This is a genomic window from Mesorhizobium sp. B1-1-5 (assembly GCF_006443065.1).
Classification (GTDB): domain Bacteria; phylum Pseudomonadota; class Alphaproteobacteria; order Rhizobiales; family Rhizobiaceae; genus Mesorhizobium.
The window spans coordinates 1-23,099 of sequence record NZ_VFWS01000045.1 but is presented as its reverse complement, the minus strand read 5'-3'; the positions used below and the strand labels follow the sequence as shown (position 1 = coordinate 23,099).

At 65.1% G+C, this 23,099-nt stretch carries 16 protein-coding genes; 7 read left to right on the top strand and 9 right to left on the bottom strand.

From position 1 onward, the window contains the following. Positions 1–7 precede the first annotated feature (7 nt). The gene (gene typA / locus FJ980_RS15820; RefSeq protein WP_140544231.1) at positions 8–1,837 is read left to right on the top strand and encodes a translational GTPase TypA; all 1,830 of its coding nucleotides are present in this window, start codon (positions 8–10) and stop codon (positions 1,835–1,837) included. A 51-nt stretch (positions 1,838–1,888) separates the two neighbouring features. Here the strand turns inward: typA and FJ980_RS15815 are convergent, their stop codons facing one another. Continuing rightward, positions 1,889–2,515 (bottom strand): DUF1062 domain-containing protein, encoded by a 627-nt coding sequence (locus tag FJ980_RS15815; protein ID WP_140544229.1) that lies wholly within the window; start codon positions 2,513–2,515, stop codon positions 1,889–1,891. 622 nt (positions 2,516–3,137) lie between these two features. Between FJ980_RS15815 and FJ980_RS15810 the strand changes: the two genes are divergently transcribed. Next, positions 3,138–3,749, top strand: a complete 612-nt coding sequence (locus FJ980_RS15810) for a LysE family translocator (protein ID WP_095769756.1) — start codon at positions 3,138–3,140, stop codon at positions 3,747–3,749. Between the two features lie 102 nt (positions 3,750–3,851). Here FJ980_RS15810 and FJ980_RS15805 read toward each other — a convergent pair whose 3' ends face one another. The 3 genes from FJ980_RS15805 to FJ980_RS15795 form a co-directional block, all read right to left on the bottom strand. After that, positions 3,852–5,672, bottom strand: a complete 1,821-nt coding sequence (locus FJ980_RS15805) for an aromatic amino acid ammonia-lyase (RefSeq protein WP_140544227.1) — start codon at positions 5,670–5,672, stop codon at positions 3,852–3,854. A 278-nt stretch (positions 5,673–5,950) separates the two neighbouring features. Continuing rightward, complete coding sequence (locus FJ980_RS15800; protein ID WP_140544225.1) at positions 5,951–6,274, bottom strand: YciI family protein; 324 nt, start codon at positions 6,272–6,274, stop codon at positions 5,951–5,953. A gap of 161 nt (positions 6,275–6,435) precedes the next feature. Further along, a complete protein-coding gene (locus FJ980_RS15795; RefSeq protein ID WP_140544223.1) occupies positions 6,436–6,999 on the bottom strand; it encodes a peroxidase-related enzyme in 564 nt (187 codons plus the stop codon). Positions 7,000–7,127: 128 nt separating this feature from the next. Here FJ980_RS15795 and FJ980_RS15790 point away from each other — a divergent pair, with 128 nt between their 5' ends. Then, positions 7,128–11,894 (top strand): NAD-glutamate dehydrogenase, encoded by a 4,767-nt coding sequence (locus FJ980_RS15790; RefSeq protein WP_140544221.1) that lies wholly within the window; start codon positions 7,128–7,130, stop codon positions 11,892–11,894. Between the two features lie 383 nt (positions 11,895–12,277). Beyond that, complete coding sequence (locus FJ980_RS15785) at positions 12,278–13,657, top strand: MFS transporter (RefSeq protein WP_246676431.1); 1,380 nt, start codon at positions 12,278–12,280, stop codon at positions 13,655–13,657. Positions 13,658–13,820: 163 nt separating this feature from the next. On the opposite strand, the gene purH is transcribed toward FJ980_RS15785, so the two are convergent. Then, positions 13,821–15,437: a bifunctional phosphoribosylaminoimidazolecarboxamide formyltransferase/IMP cyclohydrolase gene (gene purH, locus FJ980_RS15780; RefSeq protein WP_140544219.1), complete on the bottom strand. Its 1,617-nt coding sequence runs from the start codon at positions 15,435–15,437 to the stop codon at positions 13,821–13,823. A gap of 173 nt (positions 15,438–15,610) precedes the next feature. Here purH and FJ980_RS15775 point away from each other — a divergent pair, with 173 nt between their 5' ends. Continuing rightward, positions 15,611–15,913 (top strand): antibiotic biosynthesis monooxygenase, encoded by a 303-nt coding sequence (locus tag FJ980_RS15775; RefSeq protein ID WP_140544217.1) that lies wholly within the window; start codon positions 15,611–15,613, stop codon positions 15,911–15,913. A gap of 11 nt (positions 15,914–15,924) precedes the next feature. Here the strand turns inward: FJ980_RS15775 and FJ980_RS15770 are convergent, their stop codons facing one another. Then, the gene (locus tag FJ980_RS15770) at positions 15,925–17,649 is read right to left on the bottom strand and encodes a heparinase II/III family protein (protein ID WP_140544216.1); all 1,725 of its coding nucleotides are present in this window, start codon (positions 17,647–17,649) and stop codon (positions 15,925–15,927) included. Between the two features lie 161 nt (positions 17,650–17,810). Beyond that, on the bottom strand, positions 17,811–18,635 hold the full coding sequence (locus FJ980_RS15765; RefSeq protein ID WP_140544214.1) for an AraC family transcriptional regulator: 825 nt from the start codon (positions 18,633–18,635) through the stop codon (positions 17,811–17,813). Positions 18,636–18,727: 92 nt separating this feature from the next. On the opposite strand from FJ980_RS15765, the gene FJ980_RS15760 reads away from it, so the two are divergent. Next, complete coding sequence (locus FJ980_RS15760) at positions 18,728–19,663, top strand: phytanoyl-CoA dioxygenase family protein (protein ID WP_140544212.1); 936 nt, start codon at positions 18,728–18,730, stop codon at positions 19,661–19,663. Between the two features lie 387 nt (positions 19,664–20,050). Here the strand turns inward: FJ980_RS15760 and FJ980_RS15755 are convergent, their stop codons facing one another. Next, positions 20,051–21,433, bottom strand: a complete 1,383-nt coding sequence (locus FJ980_RS15755; RefSeq protein ID WP_140544210.1) for an RsmB/NOP family class I SAM-dependent RNA methyltransferase — start codon at positions 21,431–21,433, stop codon at positions 20,051–20,053. After that, positions 21,424–22,461 (bottom strand): zinc metalloprotease HtpX, encoded by a 1,038-nt coding sequence (gene htpX / locus FJ980_RS15750; protein WP_140544208.1) that lies wholly within the window; start codon positions 22,459–22,461, stop codon positions 21,424–21,426. Before htpX ends, FJ980_RS15755 begins: the two co-directional genes overlap by 10 nt. A 116-nt stretch (positions 22,462–22,577) precedes the next feature. Here htpX and FJ980_RS15745 point away from each other — a divergent pair, with 116 nt between their 5' ends. Further along, complete coding sequence (locus tag FJ980_RS15745) at positions 22,578–22,799, top strand: DUF1674 domain-containing protein (RefSeq protein WP_140544206.1); 222 nt, start codon at positions 22,578–22,580, stop codon at positions 22,797–22,799. The last annotated feature ends 300 nt before the right edge of the window (positions 22,800–23,099 follow it).

Below are 23,099 nucleotides of genomic sequence, written 5' to 3'. Positions count from 1 at the left end.
CCAGACAATGAACCTCCGCAATATCGCGATCATCGCGCATGTCGACCATGGCAAAACCACCCTCGTCGACCAGCTCCTGAAACAGTCCGGCGCCTTCCGCGACAACCAGCGCGTCGCCGAGCGCGCCATGGATTCCAACGACCTCGAAAAGGAACGCGGCATCACCATCCTGGCCAAGGCGACCTCGGTCGACTGGCATGGCACCCGCATCAACATCGTCGACACGCCCGGACACGCCGATTTCGGCGGCGAGGTCGAGCGCATCCTGTCGATGGTGGATTCGGCGATCGTGCTCGTCGACGCCGCCGAAGGGCCGATGCCGCAGACCAAGTTCGTCGTCGGCAAGGCGCTCAAGGTCGGCTTGCGCCCCATCGTCGTCATCAACAAGATCGACCGTCCGGATGCCCGCCATATCGAAGTGGTCAACGAGGTGTTCGACCTCTTCGCCGCGCTCGACGCCACCGACGAGCAGCTCGATTTCCCGATCCTCTACGGCTCGGGCCGCGACGGCTGGGTTTCGGAAAACCCCGAGGGTCCGAAGGACCAGGGTCTTGCACCGCTGTTCGACCTAGTCGTCAAGCATGTGCCGGCGCCGACGGTCCATCCCGGCCCGTTCCGCATGATCGGCACCATCCTCGAGGCCAATCCGTTCCTCGGCCGCATCATCACCGGCCGCATCGAGTCCGGCACGCTGAAGGCCAACCAGGCGGTCAAGGTGCTGCACCATGACGGCACCCAGATCGAGACCGGCCGCATTTCCAAGATCCTCGCCTTCCGCGGCCTCGAGCGCCAGCCGATCGAGGAAGCGCAGGCGGGCGACATCGTGGCCATCGCCGGCCTGTCGAAAGGCACCGTCGCCGACACCTTCTGCGATCCGGCGGTGAGCGAGCCGCTGCATGCGCAGCCGATCGACCCGCCGACCGTGACCATGTCCTTCCTCGTCAATGACTCGCCGCTTGCCGGCACCGAGGGCGACAAGGTGACCAGCCGCGTCATCCGCGACCGGCTGCTGCGCGAGGCCGAGGGCAATGTCGCGCTGAAGATCGAGGAATCGGCGGAGAAGGATTCCTTCTTCGTGTCCGGCCGCGGCGAATTGCAGCTCGCCGTGCTGATCGAGACAATGCGCCGCGAGGGCTTCGAGCTTGCCGTGTCGCGTCCGCGCGTCGTCATGCAGAAGGGCGAGGATGGCCAGCTGCTGGAGCCGGTCGAGGAAGTCGTCATCGACGTCGACGAGGAGCATGCCGGCGTCGTCGTGCAGAAGATGTCGGAGCGCAAGGCCGAGATGGTCGAGCTGCGCCCGTCCGGCGGCAACCGCCAGCGCCTGGTCTTCCATGCCCCGACGCGCGGCCTGATCGGTTATCAGTCGGAACTGTTGACCGACACGCGCGGCACCGCCGTGATGAACCGCCTGTTCTTCGCCTATGAGCCATATAAGGGCGAGCTGCCCGGCCGCACCAACGGCGTGCTGATCTCCAACGAGCAGGGCGAATCGGTCGCCTATGCGATGTGGAACCTGGAAGACCGCGGCCCGATGATCATCGATCCGGGCGTCAAGGTCTACCAGGGCATGATCATCGGCGTCCATTCGCGCGACAACGACCTCGAAGTGAACGTGCTCAAGGGCAAGAAGCTCACCAACATCCGCGCCGCCGGCAAGGACGAAGCGGTGAAGCTGACGCCGCCGATCCGCATGACGCTGGAGCGGGCGCTCGCCTGGATCCAGGACGACGAGCTGGTCGAGGTGACGCCGAAGACCATCCGCCTGCGCAAGCTCCATCTCGACCCGAACGAGCGCAAGCGTTTCGAGAAGGCCGCCAAGGTGATGGGAGCGGCGTAAGGTTCCATGGAAAGTTCGAAAGAGGGAGCGGTTGCTCCCTCTTTTTTTGTTTCAGCCGCAGGCAGCCGAGACGATCGCGGCGCAATCCGCGTCCCCGGCGAGGTCGATGGACACTGCCAGGCCACCACGCACGGGCTTGCGCAAGGCCCTTCCGCCATCGGGCTCGATGGTCAATCGCTTGCGGTCGTCCAGGGCCTGAAGCCTTGACCGCGATAGGCCGAGCTCGCCGGCAAGCAGGCGGTCCAGCCGCAAAGGCGTCGTGCCCTCGATCCGAAGTTCGATCGCGAGCGTGGTCGCGCGTCCCGGCTCGCCGGCCAGAAGCTCCTTTCGGACCGTGACGCCGGGAGATTCCTCGATCCGGCCAGCCCGGTCGCGCAGCATCGCGCTGTCGAAGGCGTGGCGGCGGACAAGGTCCTGATCGTTGCTTTCAATCGCGGCGAGCAGCGCCGGCTCGATGTCGCGGCGGTTTCGCCGTTCCAGGATGGCGAAATTCCAGGAGTTGTCGCAGTCGACGCAGCGATAGATCAGCCAGACGTCAATGCGCTTGCCGTTGGCATTGACGCGGAATTTCCCGCCGCATCGATAAGGCTTGAGGCCGCCGCAGCGATTGCAGTTGATGAAAGGTCGTGGCGCGATTGCGGGCGCAATCGTCCAACGTACGCACAAAGTTCGAGACATGCCGGTAGGCCCTTCCCGTCGGGAAGTCCGTCAGGCCGGCGATGTCCGAGATGCCCCTTGTTGTTGAGCATGATCTTTTCCGAAAACCGGATACCACTTTTCGGGATCATGCTCACGGGCCACGGCGTGGCGAAGACTGCGTGTTTGAAAGTCAGGCGTCGGCGCGGATTGCACGCGACGGCGGCTCAGCAATGCCAAACCGGTCTCGAACCGCCGCCTGAAGAACACGTGAACAGATGCAGGGCCGCTAAAGCTGCGCCTGCGGTGCATTCGGAGGAGTTGGCGAGACCGGCGGTTACTGAGGCAAAGCGATGCCCGAAATGGACGTCGGAATGGGTCTTCTAGCGGGACGTTGACGAAGGGGCAAGGTTTAGGGGGCGAGATTGGCGCTGCCCCTCATTGCCCTGCCGGGCATTTCGGATAATCGGCATGCCTTGACGGCGTTGCGTTGGCCTTCGATAAATACATATGCGCTTGCCTGCCGTGAACGGGAGGAAAGAGGCTGATCGAGGCGTCGACGCTGACAATTATTGTCTCCTTGGTCAACGGCTGCGCTTTGCCGGGAGTGCCAAATTGCTTCTGATCAGCTATCGTCTATTTCCTATTTGCAGGAATCGACCCCATGCATCTCGCCTCGTTGCTGATCTTCGCTGCCGCGCTCTTTGTCGCCGCTGGCTCGCCCGGCCCGTCGATCGCAGCCTTGGTGGCGCGGGTGATCTCGAAAGGGTTCCGCGACGTCTTCCCGTTCCTGCTGGCGATGTGGATCGGCGAGGGCGTCTGGCTTTCGCTGGCGGTGTTCGGGCTCGCCGTCGTGGCGCAAACCTTCCACTACGCCTTCGTCGTTGTGAAATGGGTTGGCGTCGCCTACCTTGCTTATCTCGCGTTCAAGATGTGGACGGCACCGGTCGAGGCGAAGGAGGGCGAGATGCCGCGCGAGGACTCGCCCCTGAAACTTTTCCTTGCCGGCATGGCGGTGACGCTCGGCAATCCAAAAATCATGATGTTCTATCTGGCGCTGCTGCCGACCATCATCGATCTGGCTTCGGTCAGCGTGATCGGCTGGGTCGAGCTGACGCTGACCATGGCGCTCGTGCTGGTCGTCATCGACCTCGCCTGGGTGCTGGCCGCTTCGCAGGCGCGCCGGCTGCTGAAGAGCAAGCGCGCCATGAAGATCGCCAACCGCGTCAGCGCCACGACGATGGCGGGCGCCGCCGCAGCTATCGCCGCGCGGTAGAGCTGTTCATCGTTTCTGGAAAGGACGACCAGCTCCATCTCTTCAGTGTGGAGCAATTCCGGACGGAAAACCGCGTCACGCTTCTCCTGGAATTGCTTTGAGCTACTTGGGCAGCACGCCGGCCGAGGGCAGCGCCGCCGCAGCCGGCGGGTGCGGTCCGCCCGCATAGAATTTCGAGGCCGGGTTCTCCTGCATGAAATCGTAGGCGACCATGCCGAGCGGCCGCTTCTGCCGTTCCGACGTCGGTTGATGCCATGGGATCGCCTGGCGCAACGCGGCGAGAGCCGCGGTCGGTGCTTCGCCGAATTTCCGCTGCGGGTTCTGCGTCTTGCGGATCTCCATCCAGTAGCTTGCCGTCAACAGGTCCTGCGCCAGCAGATGGAACGACACGTCGACCGCCTCGCGGGCGCGTTGCGTCTTGATCCGGGTTTGCGCTTCCAGGTCCTCGACGGTGGCGACGATCGCCTGGCCGTTCGGCGTCACCGGCGAACCGAGATCGGCCAACTCCTGCCACAGATCGGTCGGCAGGTAGCCGTCGAAGCCCGGAATGTCCTTGCGCTCGTCCGGCTTCAGCACGTCGGCCGGCTTGACCACGGTGAAGAAGGGGTTGCGGAAGCGCTCGATGCGCTGCGCCACAGCGACGCCGAGATTGGTCAAGGCGTTGGTGAGCGCCTCGACCTGGTTGGCCATCGGGTACGGGTCCCAATTGGCGTTGGAGAAGATATAGCCGGACTTGCCATTACTGAGCGGGCCGCCCTTGATGTAGTATTTCATGAACTGCGGCGTGCTGAGTTCCGGCGAGCTCTGCGGCGTCAGACCGGGCAGGATCGCCGGATTGTGATCCGAGGAATTGATGGAGAGGAGCACGGAATCGCGCAAATCCGCCCAGGCCTGCCAAGCCGAGCCCTGGCGCTGGCTGGAGGCGCGCATGCTTTCCGGATCCTGGATGATGCGGGCCGGATCGTCATCGAAGAGATAGCTGCCCTTGATCATGTCCATGACGCGGGCGGCGTCCCAGGTCAGCCACGGATAAGGCCGCATCGACTGCACCGGCGCGGAGATCGGCGTCACGCTGGAGTTCATGCCGTTCAGCCCCATGGCGTAGCTGAGGTCGGTCCATTCCAGCAGTTTTCGCGTGTCCTCCAGCAGGAGGACGGCCTGCGCCTGCGCATAGGCGTTGGTGCTGATCAGCGCCGCCTGGTCGGCGGCGAAGGGTTCGAGCGGCTTCAGCCCGGCCTGATCGAGCGCTTGCGCGGCCGGCATGCGAACGCCCTTGAGATAGGCATCGCCTTCGCCGACCATGGCGGCGCCGATATTGCCGAGCGTCGCCAGGTCGCCCTCGCCGAGCGTGCCGCGCGATTGCACGACCGGCGTGACGCGCTTGTTCAGCATGTCGACGAGCATATGCGTCAGCTGCGGGCTGGCCGCCTCGTAGGACATGGTGTTGGCGCGGATGGCCATGATCGCGCGCACCAGCGCCTCCTCTTGCAGCTCCGGCCCATAGCCGCGGTTCACGCCGCCCTTGAAGCGCGCGAGCTGCTGGTCCTTGAGCAGCTTGGTGTTTTCCGGCGTGGTCGGATCGCCTGAAAAGATCACGGTTTCGCGCTGGTCGCCGGCGCCGCGATTGAACCAGTAGATCGTGACGCCTTCGGCCGCACCCTCGAGCAGCAAGCCATAAGCATCCGCCGAACGTTGCAGCGCCTCCGGGCTAAGCTCGACCTTGGCACCGTTGCGCGCGATGGCGATGACCTGGTCGATGGTCAGGTCATGGCCGGTTAGGGTTACCGTCTTGTCGGCGGCTGCCTCGAAAATGGGTTGATAGACGGTTGCCGCCTCGAAGGCCTGCACAGGCGGCGCGGCGAGGCCGGCTATGACGGTGAGGATGCAAAGGAGAAGTTTGGGCTTGGCGATTCGGTCCAGCATGACGGCTCCCATTCGAGACAGGTTCAGGAACGAGTTCACCCAATGGAAATTTTGTTTCCCAAAAGACTAGCCGCAAGCGCCGGCCTGTCAACGAAGGAAAGCCGCAGGACCGATGATGGAACCGGCGTGGCCTACCGGGCCATTGCGCAGTCGGTTCGGCCGCAAGCCGATCGCGGTGGCCGCCGGTTCGACCTGTCGAAGAAGGCGGCCACGAAGACGACAGCAGGAAGTCGCGGCCGGAAATCCGGCCTCGTGCGATGCAGCGCGGACTCCAAGCGTTACATCATCTCGATGATCGGCGCGATCTCGACGCTGAAAGCCGGGTCCATCAGGATCGGGCAGTCCTTGGCTTTGGCGACGGCATCGTCGATATCCTTGGCTTCGACGATCGTGTAGCCGGCGGTCGGATTGCTGCCGCCATTGTTCTCGATCTTGCCGCTCGGTAGCACCGTCTTCGACATGCCAACCGGATTGCCGCCGTCGACCACGGCCGAGCCGAGCTTGTCGTACCAGCCGGTCCAGGCATCCATAGCCGCTTTCCGTTCTGCGTCATCGGTCGGCATCTTGCCGGAGCCGTGATAGACATAGAGAAATTTCGCCATGTTCTCCTCCTTTGTCGGCGGCGTCGAGCCGGCATGCGGCCACGCCGCTTGCGATATGCAGCGATGCTGCAATCCGGATATGCGGCCTTGCCGCAATCCTGATCATCGGACCAAAACGAAAAACAGGCAATCGATGTCAAGTTGAGTCTAATGTAACGAGCTCACCTTGCCATGGCGTGGTATTCGGGGTTGGGCCGCATGTCGACCGCAGCTGCCACCCGGTTCGACATGTTGAAGAAGGCGGCGGTCGAGGCGATGTCCCAGATGTCGCGGTCGGTGAAGCCGGCCTGGCGCAAGGCGGCGCGGTCGGCCTCGACGATTTTAGCCGGCTCCTCGGTCAGCCTGACCGCGAATTCGAGCATGGCGCGCTGCCGGTCCGACAGCTCGGCAGCGCGAAAATTCATCACCATCATCTCGCCGAGCGCCGGTTCGCCCGACAGCTGGCGCACCGCCGCGCCATGCGCGGTCAAGCAGTAGAAGCAGTGGTTGATCGAGGAGACGACCACGGCGATCATCTCGCGCTCCAGCTTCGACAGACCGGACTCGCCCAGCATCAGATCGTTGTACATGTCGGTGAAGGCGCGCAGCTTCTTCTCGTCGAAGGCGTAGGCCAGAAGCACGTTGGGCACGAGGCCGAGCTTCTCCTCGCATTTGTCGAAATAGGCTTTCGTCGCCTCGCCGAGCTCCGCCTGGACAAGGTCGAACGCGGTTATTTTGCCGGTCATGGTTGTTTCTCCTCGCGGGACGATGGAATCGGTTGGAATTTTTTTAGCGCCGTCAAACCTTTGTCGCCAAACAGCGCTCATCTGGCTACCATAGTCGCAAAAGCATATAATGGGAGGGACTAAGCGTCATGGCCAGCGTGAAATCCAAGCCGAGGAAGAAAGCCGCCGCGAAAGCGGAGGAGAAACCCGCAAGGCTTGCCGACTATCTGCTGGCGCGGGCGCCCGCCGAGGACATCGCGGCCTATGACGTGGCCGACCTCGAGCGCGCCGGGGAACTCGCTGCCCAAGCGGTCGCCAGCCACAGGAAGGGCGAAAGCGTCGTTGCCGTCGAAGCCGATTCGGGCGTTGCCTGCGACGGCCGGCCGGTCACGGTCATCACTGTCGTCAACGACAACATGCCGTTCCTGTTCGATTCCATCCTCGGCGAGATCACCGAGAACAGCGGCGAGCCGACCTTGGTCACCCATCCGATCGTCACCGTCCGCCACGGCAAGACCGGCGTGGTCGAGGTGCTTGGCGACGGCGGTAAGGAGGATGACGACCGGCTGAGCGTCGTCCATGTGCATATCCCGCGGCTGACCGCCGAGCAGGCCAAGAGCCTCACCGGGCGGCTGCACAAGGTGCTTTCGCAGGTCCGGGCGGCCGTCGTCGACTGGAAGCGGATGCTCGCCCGCCTCGACCAGGCGATTTCCGAATTCCGCTATTCGGCGGTGCCGCTCGACAAGAAGAGCGTCGCCGAGGCGATCGCCTTCCTCGAATGGCTGCGCGACGACAATTTCACCTTCCTCGGCATGCGCGAGTTCAAATATACCGGCGGCGAGGAAAGCGGCTCGCTGGAGCGCGCCGACAAACCCGGCCTGGGCATCCTGTCGGATCCGGATGTGCTGGTGTTGAGGCGCGGCACCGAAGCGGTGACGACGACGCCGGAAATCCGCGCCTTCCTGCACGGGCCGGAGCCGCTGATCGTCACCAAGGCCAACGCCAAGTCGTCGGTGCATCGCCGCATCTATCTCGATTACATCGGCATCAAGACCTACACGTCGAAAGGGGCGCTCGCGGGCGAGCTGCGCATCGTCGGCCTGTTCACCTCGACCGCCTACACGCGCTCGGTGATGAAGATCCCCTATCTGCGCTCAAAGGCCGAGACCGTGATCTCGAAATCCGGTTTCGATCCGCACGACCATTCCGGCAAAGCGCTGATCAACATCCTGGAAAGCTATCCGCGCGACGAGCTGTTCCAGGTTCCCATTCCCATCCTGCGCAAGCACGCCAGCGCCATACTCGGACTGATCGAGCGGCCGCGCGTGCGGGCGCTGGTGCGCGTCGACCAGTTCGATCGCTTCGTGTCGATCATCGTCTTCGTGCCGCGCGACCGCTACGACAGCGTCGTGCGCGAGAAGGTCGGCACCTATCTCAAGACGGAGTTCGAGGGCCGTCTGTCGGCCTATTATCCAGCCTTCCCGGAAGGCGGGCTGGCGCGCGTGCATTTCATCATCGGCCGTTCCGGCGGCAAGACGCCGAAGGTCGAGCAGTCGACGATCGAGGCGGCGATCCGCGACATCGTGCGCACTTGGGAGGACGCGCTCGCCGAAGCCGCGGAAGCTGCCGGCAGCGATCCGGGCTTAAAGGCGATCGCGGCGCGTTTCCCCGAAAGCTATCGCGACAGCTTCTCGGCCGCCGTGGCGCTGGCCGATGCCGGCCGCATCGCGAAGATCGGGGCCGACAATCCGATCGCCATCGACTATTACCGCCATGCCGACCAGAAGCCGCACCAGGCGGCTTTGAAGATCTACCATTTCGGCAGCCCTGTCGCGCTGTCGCGGCGCGTGCCGGTGCTCGAAAATATCGGCTTCCGCGTCATCAGCGAGCGCACCTTCGAGGTCGCCGACACCGGCTCCGGCAAAGTCTTCATCCACGACATGGAGCTGGAGAACAGCTACGGCGCGCGAATAGACATCTCCGACGGCGGGGCGTTGTTCGAAGACGCCTTCCTGTCGGTCTGGCGCGGCGATGTCGACAATGACAGCTATAACGGCCTGGCCCAGACCGCCGGCCTGTGGTCGGGCGAGATCGCCATCCTGCGCGCCTATGGCCGCTATCTGCAGCAGGCCGGCATTCCACAGAGCCAGGATTTCATCGCCGCCGCGCTCAATCGCTATCCCGAGATCGCGCGCGGCCTGCACGCGCTGTTCGTCGCCCGGCTCGGTCCGGCGGCGGAAGGCGACGGCGCGGTCGCGGCCAAGCACCTCAAGGCCAAGATCAAGGACGCGCTGGAGGAGGTGCCCAATATCGACGACGACACCATCATCCGCCGCTATCTCAACCTCATCGAAGCCTCGCTGCGCACCAATCATTTCGTGGCCGATACGAAACAGAAAGGGCAGTCGCTGGCGATCAAGCTCGATTCGCAGGCGGTCGAGGGGCTGCCGGCGCCGCGACCATGGCGCGAGATCTTCGTCTACGGATCCGAGGTGGAGGGCGTGCATCTACGCTTCGGCCCGGTGGCGCGCGGCGGCCTGCGCTGGTCGGACCGCGCCCAGGACTACCGCACCGAGGTGCTGGGGCTGGTCAAGGCGCAGCAGGTCAAGAACGCCGTCATCGTGCCGGTCGGCGCCAAGGGCGGCTTCTATCCGAAAAAGCTGCCGATGAGCGCCGGGCGCGATGCCATCTTCGAAGCAGGCACCTCGGCCTACAAGAACTTCGTCTCCAGCCTGCTTTCGATCACCGACAATATCGGCGTCGACGGCGTCATCCCGCCGGCCGGCGTGGTGCGGCGCGACCAGGACGATCCCTATTTCGTCGTCGCCGCCGACAAGGGCACGGCGACCTTCTCAGACACCGCGAATGCCATTTCCGAAAAACACCATTTCTGGCTGGACGACGCCTTCGCCAGCGGCGGCTCGGCCGGCTACGACCACAAGAAGATGGGCATCACCGCCAAGGGCGCCTGGGAAGCGGTGAAGCGGCATTTCCGCGAGATGAACCGCGACATCCAGACCTCGCCCTTCACCGTGGTTGGCGTCGGTGACATGTCGGGCGACGTGTTCGGCAACGGCATGCTGCTCTCGCCGGCCACCAGGCTGATCGCAGCCTTCGACCATCGCGACATCTTCATAGACCCCAATCCGGACATGACCGCCTCGATGGCCGAGCGGCAGCGCATGTTCGCGCTGCCGCGCTCGTCCTGGCAGGACTACGACAAGTCGAAACTGTCGGAAGGCGGCGTCATCGTCTCGCGCAACCAGAAATCGATCACGCTGCCGCAAGCGGCGGCCGCCGCTATCGGCCTCGCCAAAACCACCGCGACGCCGGTCGAGATCATGAACGCCATCCTCAAGGCGCCGGTCGATCTTTTGTGGTTCGGCGGCATCGGTACCTATGTGCGGGCTTCGGGCGAAAGCAACGCCGATGTCGGCGACCGCGCCAACGACGCCGTCCGCGTCACCGCGCTCGATGTCCGGGCGAAAGTCATCGGCGAGGGCGCCAATCTCGGCGTCACGCAACGAGCGCGCATCGAGTTCGGCATGAATGGCGGCCGCTGCAACTCGGACGCCATCGACAATTCGGGCGGCGTCAACTGCTCCGACGTCGAGGTCAACATCAAGATCGCGCTGGCGTCGGCGATGCGCAAAGGCTCGCTGGCGCGGCCGGCGCGCAACAAGCTGCTTGCCGAGATGACCGACGAGGTGGGCGCGCTGGTGCTCGCCAACAACTATCAGCAGACGCTGGCGCTTTCGCTGGCGCGCAAGCGGGGGCTCGCCGACATCGCGCACCAGGCGCGCTTCATGTCAGCGCTGGAAGCGCGCGGCCTGCTCGACCGGGCGGTCGAGACGCTGCCTTCGCCGGCGGCGCTTGCCGAACGCGAGGCGCGCGGCGAGCCGCTCACCCGGGCCGAGCTCGGCGTGCTGCTCGCCTATGCCAAGATCGTGCTGTTCTCCGATATCGTCGCCAGCGACGTGCCCGACGATCAACATTTCGACCGCGACCTGATGGGCTATTTCCCGGAGCGCATGGCAAGGAAATTCGCCGGCGAGATCCGCGATCACCGGCTGCGGCGCGAGATCATCGCGCGAGTCGTCGCGAACGACCTGGTCAATCGCGGCGGACCGTCCTTCGTCAACCGGCTGCAGGAAGCCACGGGCCGCACGGCGGCCGATGTGGTGCGCATCTTCGCCGTGGTCCGCGACGGCTTCGCGCTGCCGGCGCTCTATCACGAGATCGACGCGCTCGACAACCAGATCGACGGGCAGGTCCAGCTCGATCTCTATCAAGCGATCAGCCGGCTTATCTTTGTGACCAGCGGCTGGTACCTGAAGCACGAAGCCGGCTCCGCGCCGCTTGGCCAGCGCATCGCCGAATTGCAGGAGGCGCGCAAGGCGCTCGAGCCGAATCTTCTCTCGCTGCTGCCGGCCTTCTCGCGCGAGCGCGTCGAGGAGCGGCGGCAGGGCCTGTCCAAGAGCGGCGCGCCGGAGAAGCTCGCTGGGCAGCTCGCTCTGGCCGAAGTGGCCGAGCTGATCCCCGACGTCGCGCTCACCGCGCGCACGGCCAATGCCGACATCGTCAGCGCGGCCAAGGCGTTCTTCGCCGTCAGCGATGCCTTCCGCATCCCGCGCGTCGAGGAAGCCGCGCGCTCGATCATGCCGCCCGACTATTACGACCAGTTGGCGCTGTCGCGCTCGGCCGACACGATCGGCGTGGCGCGGCGCGGCATTGCGGTGGCGGCGCTCACCGCGCACGGCACGGCGGCGGATCCGGTCGCGGCCTGGCTGGAAGCCGGCGGCGAACGCGTCGCGCGCATCCGCGAGCGGCTGCAGGCGCTGACCGAAGGCGGCGACATCACCGTGTCGCGGCTGTCGGTGGCATCGGGCCTGATGAGTGACCTGACGGGGATGTGAGAGTTTGCTTGGGTTCCTCGCATGCATTGTCTTATGTAGCGCTGGTCGACCCCCACTCCGTCTCGGCTTCGCCGAGCCACCTCTCCCCCGATCGACGGGGTAGAGGAAGGGCGCCAAGCTTTTGCCGTCAACGCTTGTGCGGCAACGCTCCCTTCCTTTCCCTCCGGAGGGGGGGAAAGGTGGCGCTGCGAAGCAGCGACGGATTGGGGGAACCACGTGGCAATCAAGCCTCGGCCTGATCAGTCACACCAGTCACAGACGATGTGTGCATAGCGTAGCCCACTTCGCGGGGCGAGGAATTGTCGCCATGCTTGTCCATTTGCATCGCTGCCCGAAAACATGCAGACATGGCGCCCGACGCGAGCGATGCCAGGGGAATCAGCATGGTGGCAGTAGAGACAGTGCAGCGGGCATCGGGGCGCGGCATCTGGGGGTGGATGTTTTTCGACTGGGCGGCGCAGCCTTTCTTCACCGTCGTCACCACCTTCATCTTCGGGCCCTATTTCGTCTCGCGCATGGCGAGCGATCCGACCGCCGGGCAGGCCGCGTGGGGTTACGGCATTGCCGCCGCGGGCCTGGTCATCGCGGTGCTGTCGCCGGTGCTCGGCTCGATCGCCGACCAGACAGGGCCGCGCAAGCCATGGATCGCCTTCTTCGCGGCCATCAAGATCGTCAGCCTCACGCTTTTGTGGTTCGCAGCGCCGGGCTCGAACCTTTTCCTGGTCGTGCTGTTGTTCTCGCTGGCTTCGGTGGCGGCCGAATTCTCCACCGTGTTCAACGATTCCATGATGCCGCGGCTGGTGCCGAAGGAAGAGATCGGCCGGGTATCCAACATGGCCTGGGGCCTTGGCTATCTCGGCGGCATGATCGCGCTGATCTTCGTGGTGCTGTTCCTGGCGGGCAATCTCGAGACCGGCAAGACGCTCATCGGCCTTGATCCATTGTTCGGACTCGATCCGAAACTCGGCGAGGATGCGCGCTTCACCGGGCCGATGTCGGCCGGCTGGTATTTGCTGTTCATCCTCCCGATGTTCTTCTTCACGCCGGACGCCACCAAGGGGATCCCGATCGGGCCGGCAGTGCGCGAGGGGCTGTCCGAGCTGAAGTCCACCCTGGTGGAAGTGCGCCAGCGCAGCGGCATCCTGCGCTTCCTCTTGGCCCGCATGATCTATCAGGACGGCGTCAATGCGCTGCTGGCGCTCGGCGGCACGTTCGCAGCCGGCATGTTTCACTGGTCGATCACCGAGATCGGCCTGTTCGGCATCATCCTCAATATTGTCGCCATCTTCGGCTGCTGGATCGCGGCGCGGCTCGATACCGCGCTCGGTTCGAAGCACGTGGTGATGATCGCGCTGGTGATGCTGTCGGTCGCCACGATCGGCGTCGTCTCGACCGGGCCGGGCTTCACGCTGCTCGGCCTGATTCCGCTCTCCACCGTCGATTCCGGCGGCCTGTTCGGCACCGCGGCCGAAAAAGCCTATATCCTCTACGGCCTGCTGATCGGGCTGGCCTTCGGTCCGGTGCAGGCGTCATCGCGATCCTACATGGCGCGCAGCGTGACCGCCGCCGAGTCCGGCCGCTATTTCGGCATCTATGCGCTGGCGGGACGCGCAACCAGCTTCCTGGCGCCATTCATGGTGGCGACCATCACCACCATCAGCGATTCGCCGCGGCTCGGCATGGCGGCCATCATCCTGTTCCTCGGCATCGGCATGGCGATCCTGGCGGAGACGCCATATCCGGCGGACAAGCCGAAGGCGTAGCGCGACTTTTCCTTCTCCCCTTGTGGGAGCAAGGTGTCGCCGAAGGCGACGGATGAGGGGTGTTCCAGGGAACGCCGACGTCTCAATCCGCTGGAACACCCCTCATCCGTCTCGGCGCTACGCGCCGATCCACCTTCTCCCACAAGGGGAGAAGGAAGAGGCGCTAATGCCTAAAATGCCTTATGCCGGTGAACACCATGGCGATGCCGTGCGCGTCGGCGGCGGCGATGACGTCCTCGTCGCGCATTGAGCCGCCGGGCTGGATGACCGCGGTGGCGCCGGCCTCGATCGCCGACAAGAGGCCGTCGGCGAAGGGGAAGAAGGCGTCCGAGGCGACGACCGAGCCTTTGGTCAGCGGTTCGGCGAGGCCGGCCGCTTCGGCAGCGTCGAGCGCCTTGCGGGCGGCGATGCGCGAGGAATCGACGCGGCTCATCTGGCCGGCGCCGATGCCGACGGTCGCGCCGTCCCTGGCATAAACGATGGCGTTGGACTTGACGTGCTTGGCGACGCGGAAGGCGAATTTGAGGTCGGCCATCTCCGCCGGCGTCGGCGCCCTCTTCGTCACCACTTTCAATTCGAGGTCGTCGACCACGGCATTGTCGCGGCTTTGCACAAGCAGCCCGCCGGCCACGGATTTCACCGTCGTGCCCGCGGCGCGGGGATCGGGTAGGCCGCCGGTGACCAGCAGGCGCAAATTCTTCTTCGCCGCGACGATCGCGGCGGCTTCGTCGGTGGCATCGGGCGCGATGATCACCTCGGTAAAGGTCTTGACGATCTCTTCCGCCGCCTCGGCGTCGAGGATGCGGTTCATGGCGACGATGCCGCCGAAGGCCGAGACCGGATCGCAGGCCAACGCCTTGCCGTAGGCCGCCTTCAGCGATGAGCCTTCGGCAACGCCGCAGGGATTGGCGTGTTTGATGATGGCGACCGCCGCCGAGCGCGCCGGATCGAACTCGCCGACCAACTCGAAAGCGGCGTCGGTGTCATTGATGTTGTTGTAGGAGAGCTGCTTGCCCTGCAACTGTTTTGCCGTTGCCACGCCCGGCCGCCTGTCGCCCGACAGGTAGAAGCCTGCGCCCTGATGCGGGTTCTCGCCATAGCGCATCACCTGGTCGAGCCGGCCGCCGAATGCGCGCCATGTCGGATGCTCGACCTCCAGCGCCTCGGCGAACCAGCCGGAGATCGCGGCATCATAGCTGGCGGTGCGGGCAAAGGCCTTGGCCGCCAGCATCTTGCGGAAATCAAGCGACAGCGAGCCCAGATTCATCTCCAGCGCGTTGACGACGGAGGCATAGTCGGCCGGATCGGTGACGATGGCGACGTAAGCGTGGTTCTTGGCCGAGGCGCGGATCATCGCCGGCCCGCCGATGTCGATGTTCTCGACGATCGAGGCATAACCGGCGCCGGAGCGGCGGACGTCCTCGAATGGATAGAGATTGCAGACGACGAGGTCGATCGGCTCGATGCTATGGTCGTGCATCGCCTTGGCATGCTCAGCGTTGTCGCGGATGCCGAGCAGCGCGCCATGCACCGACGGATGCAAGGTCTTCACCCGCCCATCCATGATCTCGGGAAAGCCGGTGAGCTCGGAGACGTCGCGGACCGCCAGGCCCGCCCCGGCGAGGGCCTTTGCCGTGCCGCCGGTCGAAACCAGCTCGACGCCGGCGGCGGCGAGCGCCTTAGCGAAATCGACCAGGCCGGTCTTGTCGAAGACGGAAAGCAGCGCGCGGCGCACCGGAACGAGGTCGGGCGCCGGAATGTTTTTTGTGGGCACGGCCATGCGGGGGCCTTTCACAGCTGTTGGGGGCGTTGGCCGGCCCTAGCATATGAGCCCCGGAAATCAAGCGCCGCGTCCTTGGCAGTTGCGCGCCGGCTTCCCGAAAGGGTGACGTTTGTCCAAGGGCGCTGCGTCGTTTACGGGATTAGGCTCGCTCATCATCGGAGGAAACAATCATGACATTCGTGCGTGTAGGCCAATTCAGGGCGTTGGCGGAAAAGATTGAGGAACTGCGCGCTATCTATGAGGCCGACGCGATCTCTGTCATCCGCGCCGCCCGAGGCAACATCAGCGCCTTGTTGCTGCAGCAGCACCAGGCGCGGGATGCCTTCATGGCCATCACCGTCTGGGACACCGCCGAGGACGCCGAACGCTACGAGCGGAGCGGAAAGGCCGCGGCTATGGTCGACAAGATCCGTTTTGCCTTCGCTGAACCGCCGTCGCTCGCCACCTATGACGCCTTCGGGATTCCTGGCTGAGAAGCGGCAGCTCAATTGCTTTCGGGATAGCCCGTGATATCGGTACGCGTCAGCTGCCAATGGACCTCGGCGACCTCGGAGGCCTTGAAGGCGAGCACGATCTGCCGGCTGCGGCGCGGGCCGCCCAATCCGGCGAAGTAGATCGATTCCTCGACCTCCGGCGCCATTTCGGCGCAGGTGAAAACCCAGGTGTCGCCCTGCGCGGCAGCCAGGGTCAGGCGGTCGTGGTCGTCCTGCAGCAGGCTGATGTCGGGGTGGACGTGGAAGCGTACCGTGACGAAGTCGCGGCCGTTGTTGCGGATCGCGGCATTGCCCGGGCGCAGGAAACGGTCGCGGCCGGCAAGCACGTTGCCGTTCGCGGTCAGCTTCAGCTCGCGCTCATGCAGGAAACCGAATTGCGCGACATAGCCGTCGTGGCGGGCGACGAAGCCGTGCACGCCCTTCTGGTCGAGGCGCTTGCAGGGCACGTGCTGCGGGCCGCCGATCAGTGGCGATCCCAACAGGTCGCTGACGCGCAGCGAGTGGCTGAAGCGCGCCGACGAGGTGTCGTTGAGCGTGGCGGTCGAATGCGCGGCGGTGGCGCGCGCCAGCGGCCGGAATTCCGGGGCGCCATAGGTGTCGATGCCGGCATTGACGATGAAGTGCTGACGCCCGGAGGAGAGCTCGAAGGCGAGGCAGCCGGCATGTGCCGCGTTGGAGACGTCGAGCGGCGGCGGCAGGCCGGTGTCGGCGATCACCGTCACGCCGCCCATCGACAGGCGCTCGTAGCCGGAATGCGGCGCGTGCAGTAGCGGCGCCCCCACCGTGTCGTCATGGCGCATGATGGTGGCGATGCGGTCGTGGATGGTGGCGCCCATGCCGTTGAAGCGGGCAAGGCTGCCGTCCTGATGGCGAAAGAAACGCAGCGCCGGCAACATCCGGTCGATGGCGCCGATCAAGGCCGACGGCGGCGCCTCGGCCTGGTTGGCATAGGTCTGGCGCAACGGCAGAAGGTCGGCCAGCAGCTCCAGCACCGCCATCGGCTTGCGCGAGATATGGCCGCCATCGGGCAGGATCTGATGCTCGAGCTCCTCGGCCAGGTTGCGTGTCGCGGCACGCAGCGCCGAGGCCGGCGCCGGCAGGGACAGCGCGGCGAAGGCGAGCGCGATGCGGGCGCGCAGCCTGGCCTCGCCATCGGGCATCTCGCGCACCATCGAGCGGAGATAGCGGATCTGCACGGCGAGCGATTTCAGGAAGGCGCGATAGAACGGGAATTCGGCGCCTTGCAGCACCACCGAGGAATGCTGCAGCCAGGCGATCACCCGCTTGGCCGTTGTTCCCGGCTCCCAGGCGATGCCGGAGATCTGGTTGCCATGCATGGCGATCCAGTCGGTCACCAGGGCTCTCGCGTTGGCGGCGGCGAGCTCGGTACCGGTGGCGCGCATGTGGCGCAGCCAGCGGAAGCCATGCAACGATTTCTGCCAGCCACGATTGGGCACGTCGAGCTGAAAGGGCGACTTGCCACCGGTCTCGACTAGGTGGCCGGACAGCGGATAGCGACCGTAATAGATCTCCAGCGCGATCTGCGGATCGGCGAGCCGCAGATCCGGCGGCGCGATCAGGACGCGTTCGGGCGTGCGGCCGGAATAGCGCCAGCGATAGACCGGCCCGGCGCGGAGGCGCCGGCGCGTCTTGCGCCAGAACTCCCTCGCGACAAGCGTCCAAAGACGCGTCGTGCTGCCGGCAACAAGTGCCAATAGCCCTCCTGATGTCCCCATAACCCGAGCACAAGCTTATGCGATTCAAGAACTTATGCGAAGGCGGATTTCGCCGAAGTGAAGCAATTCACGCGGCCGCGGCCGGGTCTTCCCTAAAAAAGTCCGGGCTTTCCGGGACATGCCGGCGGCGGCGCGGCGGCTTATGCCCTCCTGTGGCGGCGGCGGAACTCGCTCGGCGAACAATCCTCCCGGCTGCGGAAAAGCCGGGAAAAGTAGAAGGCGTCGGCAAAGCCCACAGCCTGCGCCACCGCCTCGACGGGCGAATCGGTCGCCGCCAACAGCTGCTTGGCGAGGTCGAGGCGGATGCGCAACTGGAACGATTTTGGCGACAGGCCGGTGTGCAGCGCGAACCTGCGCCGCAACGTCGCCGGCGACATGCCGAACTTTGAGGCAAAGGCGCTGAAATCGATCGGCTCGGCGGCGTGGTCGCGCAAGTCGTCGACGACCTCGCGGAAATCCGGATAGAGGTCGCCGCTGCTTCGGTCTAGTCCCTGCCGGGCAACCTGCACGACCAGACGATAGAGGGTGGCGGCGGCCTCCGCCTGGCTTAGCGGCGTGTCTCGGGAAAGTTCGGCATGGAGCCGGTCGAACAGAAGGCACATGCCGCCGAGGTCGGACAAGGGAACGACCGGGGCCGGCTCGACGATGAGCCGCATGCGCGTGAAGTCTCGCGTGAGCGCGCCGCCGAAAAGCGCCCAGCGCTCGCTCCAGCCCGGGCCGTCGGGTCCATAGGAATGGGCCGTGTCCGGGAACAACCAGAACAGGCTGGGCGCCACGATCGCGTGCCTGCCCGCGGTCTTGGTTTCCAGCCAGCCCCGGCCTTCTTGAACGAGAACGACCGCGAAGTCCGGCAGCTTTCGCCGGATGATAGCCCGGCTGACACGATGCCGGCCGATTCCCCGCACCGACAGCCCGCCCATCGCGGCCGGCGGCGATCGATATAGCGCATAGGACGAATCCGGCATGAGCGAAAAGTCCAGTTGGAATTTCTGTCCATGGGAGGTGCCGTGAGACTAAGCCATTGTCCGCGCCAATTGAAGAACTCCGGATGATTGAAATGTCGATATCTTGCTTCGGGAAAGCTTCCACGGCTGATCTTTCCGCGGTCGCCTTGACGGCCAACGGCAAGGCGCTGTCCACGGCGCCGGACAGGCTGGGATATCTCTCACCGACCGATCCGGCGGTCGGCGTCGAGGCCATTCGCCGTCTCTATGCGACGCAAGGCTATGTCTGGCTGAAGGGGCTTTTACGGCGCCGCGACGTGATCGATTTTCGCGGCTTCGCGCTTTCGCATCTGGCCGCAAGCGGGTTGCTGAAGCCGGAGACCGATGCTTCGCTGGGCATGGCGTCGACCGGCGCGTTCGATCGCCAGCTCGCCGATCGCCGGCTGATGTCGTTGGTCCGTTCGAGCGCCTATGAAGGCTTTTGCGCGCAGCCTCGGCTATCGCGGCTGATGGATGCGTTTGTCGGAGGCCTGTCCTACCTGCACAAGCGAAAGATCATGCGCTTCACCATGCCTGGAACGGCCACCGCCACGCCGGCGCATTACGACCTCGTCTATCTGCGCGGCGGCACAAACCGCGTGGTGACCGTCTGGATTCCGATTGGCGATACCTCCATCGACATGGGCGGGCTTGTCTACCTGGAGGGATCGCACGCCGTCGGCGCTACGATGGAGGCCCGCTTCAGCAGCGACAATGCCGGGCTCGGCCCGGAGGAGCGCATCAGCGCCTACAACCGCAACATGAGCGAAGGCGGCTGGGTGTCGAAGGACCTGCCGGCGATGGCAGAACGGTTCGATACGCGTTGGCTCATGGCGGACTACGAAGCGGGCGACGTCGTGCTGCACTCGCCCTACATGATCCATGCCTCCACGACCAACCGGAGCGTGGATGGCCTGATCCGCCTGTCGACGGACATCCGCTACCAGAATGTCGACGACGAAATCGACGTCCGCTGGGGGAATCACTGGAGCCTCGACGACATGCTTTAGGGGCGGGCTGGTATTCAGGTGAGGCCGGGGTGTGAGCGAGGGTTTCCTGGAGCGATCGGCACGTCAGATCTCCCTCTCGTTTCGATGCTGAGCCTCGCGATTGGCCGAAGCCTTCCGAACTTCGTCATCCACGGGCGGAGCGACGCGAAGCGGAGCGGAGACCCGAGGATCCATTCCGTGACCTTCGCCGAAGAGCGCAGCGGAGCAGAATTCTGCACCGTCGCAACGCTTCAACGTCACGGAATGGATTCTATGGTCTGCGCCGCGTCGCTTCGCTCCTTGCTCCGCCATAGAATGACGAGGTTCGAAAGCCTCGGCTAATCGCGAAAGCGTGCGATCGGCTCACGCGAACACAGCAAACCTTCTGCCCCGGGTGCCAGGAAAACCCTATACAACCCGCCGCATCCGCGCGGCGAAGAAGCCGTCCAGGCCGGAAATGCCAGCTGAGCCCAGGTCCATATCCGCCGGCGTGGTGCGCAACGTCCCCTCCGGCGTCAGGAATGGACCGATGCCGGCGAACTCGTCCGGCCGGATCGGATCGGCGACGACGCCGGGGCTCCCGGCGAGGAAATCCCGATAAAGCTCCTCGCCTTCAATCGGGTCGAGCGAGCAATTGGAAAAGACGATCCGGCCGCCGGGCCTGACGAGGGTAACGGCATGGGCAAGCAGCCGACGCTGGAGCTCGGCGAGCTTTTCGACATCGGCCATGGTCTTGGTCCATGGCACGTCGGGGTGGCGGCGCACCGTGCCGGTCGAGGAGCAGGGCGCATCGAGCAGCACGGCGTCGAACAATTGCGCCGGCCGGTAATCCAGGAGATCGGTCTGGACGAGCTCGGCGGTCAGGCCAAGGCGCTCGAGATTCTGACCGAGTCGCGCCAGCCGGTTCTTCGAGGTGTCGATCGCGGTCACCTCGGCGCCGGCCAGGATAAGCTGCGCCGTCTTGCCGCCGGGCGCGGCGCAAAGGTCGGCGACGCGCTGGCCTCTGATGTCGCCGAACAGGCGTGCCGGCAGGCTTGCGGCCGCGTCCTGCACCCACCAGGCGCCGTCGGTGAAACCGGGGAGGTCGATGACATTGGCGGCAAGCTTTTCGACACGCACGGTGCCGGTCGGCAGCACGATGCCGCCCAGACGCTCGGCCCAGAGCGCCGGATCGGCCTTGACGGTGAAGTCGACGGGCGCCTCGTGGCGATGGGCGGCGAGGACGGCGCGCGCCTTGTCGGCTCCGTAGGCGGCGGTCAGCCGCTCCGAAAACCATTGCGGCGCCTCGCTGGTGGCGGCAAGCGCCGGGGCAAGCTCGGTCTCCTTGGCGCGGGCCAGCGAACGCAGCACGCCGTTGACGAGGCCGGAGAAACGCAGCGTTCGCGGATCGGACTTGGCGTGGGTGACGGCAAGGTCGACGGCGGCGCTGTCGGGAACATCCAGAAACAGGATCTGCGCGGCGGCGACATTGAGGATATGCGAGAGCGCCGTGGCGTTGGCCGGCAGCGGCTTTTCCAGGCGCTTGGACAGCAGCCCGGCAATGGTCATGCGGTGGCGCAGCGCCGTGACCAGGATGGCGCGCACCAGCGCCCGGTCGCGGCCGTCCAGCGCCTTGTATTGCGGATGGCCGTGCTCGTTGTCGGTCAACCCGTCCAGCGCCGTGCGGGCATCGATAACGGCGGCAAGCAGCCGCGCCGCCGCCTTGCGGGCGGCAAGGCCGGCGACGTTCTCGTCACCAGCCTTGTGTTGCGGATTGCCTGAATGTCCGCGCCTCGGCGGCGTCACGACCAGGGACCCTTCGACCGGACATTGCGCGGCCCGGTCGGGTTACGGCCCCAGGGATTGGGCTTTGGTGGCGGCGGCTCAGCCTCCGCTGGCGGCGGGTCCGCCGGCTTGCCCCATGGCCCCGCCGACGGCTCCTCGGGCTGGATGGGTGGCGGAGAAGCCTGGCGCCGGCCGGCCGGCGATGCGCCGCCCATCGCGCGCGCCATCTCCTGCAGCGCGGCGATGCGGTTCTCGGTGTTCGGGTGGGTCGAGAACAGATTGTCCATGCGCTCGCCATGCAGAGGATTGATGATGAAAAGATGCGCCATCGCCGGATTGCGCTCGGCATCCTCATTGGGGATCTGTTCGGCGCCGCGTGCGATCTTGGCGAGGGCCGAAGCCAGCCACAACGGGTTGCCGCAGATCTCGGCGCCGCGTCGGTCGGCTTCGTATTCGCGGGTGCGGCTCACCGCCATCTGCACGATCATCGCGGCGAGTGGCGCAACGATCATCGCCACAAGCACGCCGACAAAGCCGAGTGGATTGTTGTTCTCGCGGCTGCCGCCGAAGAAGAAGGCAAAATTGCCGAGCATCGAGATGGCGCCGGCGAGCGTCGCCACGATCGTCATGGTCAGCGTGTCGCGATGCTGCACATGGGCAAGCTCATGCGCCATCACCGCCGCGACCTCTTCGTCGGAAAGCTGCTGCAGGAGACCGGTCGAAGCCGCCACGGCGGCATTCCCGGGATTGCGGCCGGTGGCGAAGGCGTTGGGCTGCGGAGTATCGATCTTGTATACTCTCGGCATCGGCAGGCCGGCGCGCCGGACGAGGCCCTGCACAATCCTATAGTATCTGGGGTCGCTCTTCTCATCGACCTCGAAGGCGCCGTTCATCGACAGCACCATCTTGTCGGCATTCCAGTAGCTAAACAGGTTCATGCCAGATGCGAACAAGAGAGCGATGACCATGCCGCCCGAGCCGCCGATCAGATATCCGACGCCCATGAACAGCGCCGTCATCGCGGCAAGAAGCATGGCGGTGCGAAGCGTGTTCATCGTTTCATCCGTCTGGTCTGGTGGCGGAGGAGGTGGCGAATAGGGGTCGATCCTTCTGTCGTCATGGCTATATGATGGGAGACGCCGGTCGTCGTTTCAATCGGCGGGAGTATCACATGACCGAAGAACCACGCAAAACCGGACCGATTGCGGCGACCGACGCGCAGCAAAAGACGCTGACGCCCGGAGCGCAGCGGGCGTTAGCAGAGGCTGAGGCCCGTCGTCAAAAGTATCGAGCGGCGGAAGCGCAGTTGCCGAAGGAAATCGGCGGTCGCGGCGGCAAGGAGCCCGGCCGCTACGGCGACTGGGAGGTAAAGGGGCTCGCCACCGATTTCTGACCAGAACCGGTTCCCGAGCGCGGAAATCTTGACCGGTTGGATAGTGGTCACGCAGATTGCATGCGCGGAATCAGCCACACCTTGGCGATTGGCCGAAGCCTCCGTGACGTCGTCATCCACGGGCGGAGCGACGCGAAGCGGAGCGCAGACCCGAGGATCCATTCCGTGACCTTGGCCGAGGAACGCCGCGAAGCAGAATTCTGCGCCGTGGCAACGCCTCGACGTCACGGAATGGATTCTATGGTCTTCGCGCGTCGCTCCGCCCCTTGCTCCGCCATAGAATGACGATCGCGATAGGCA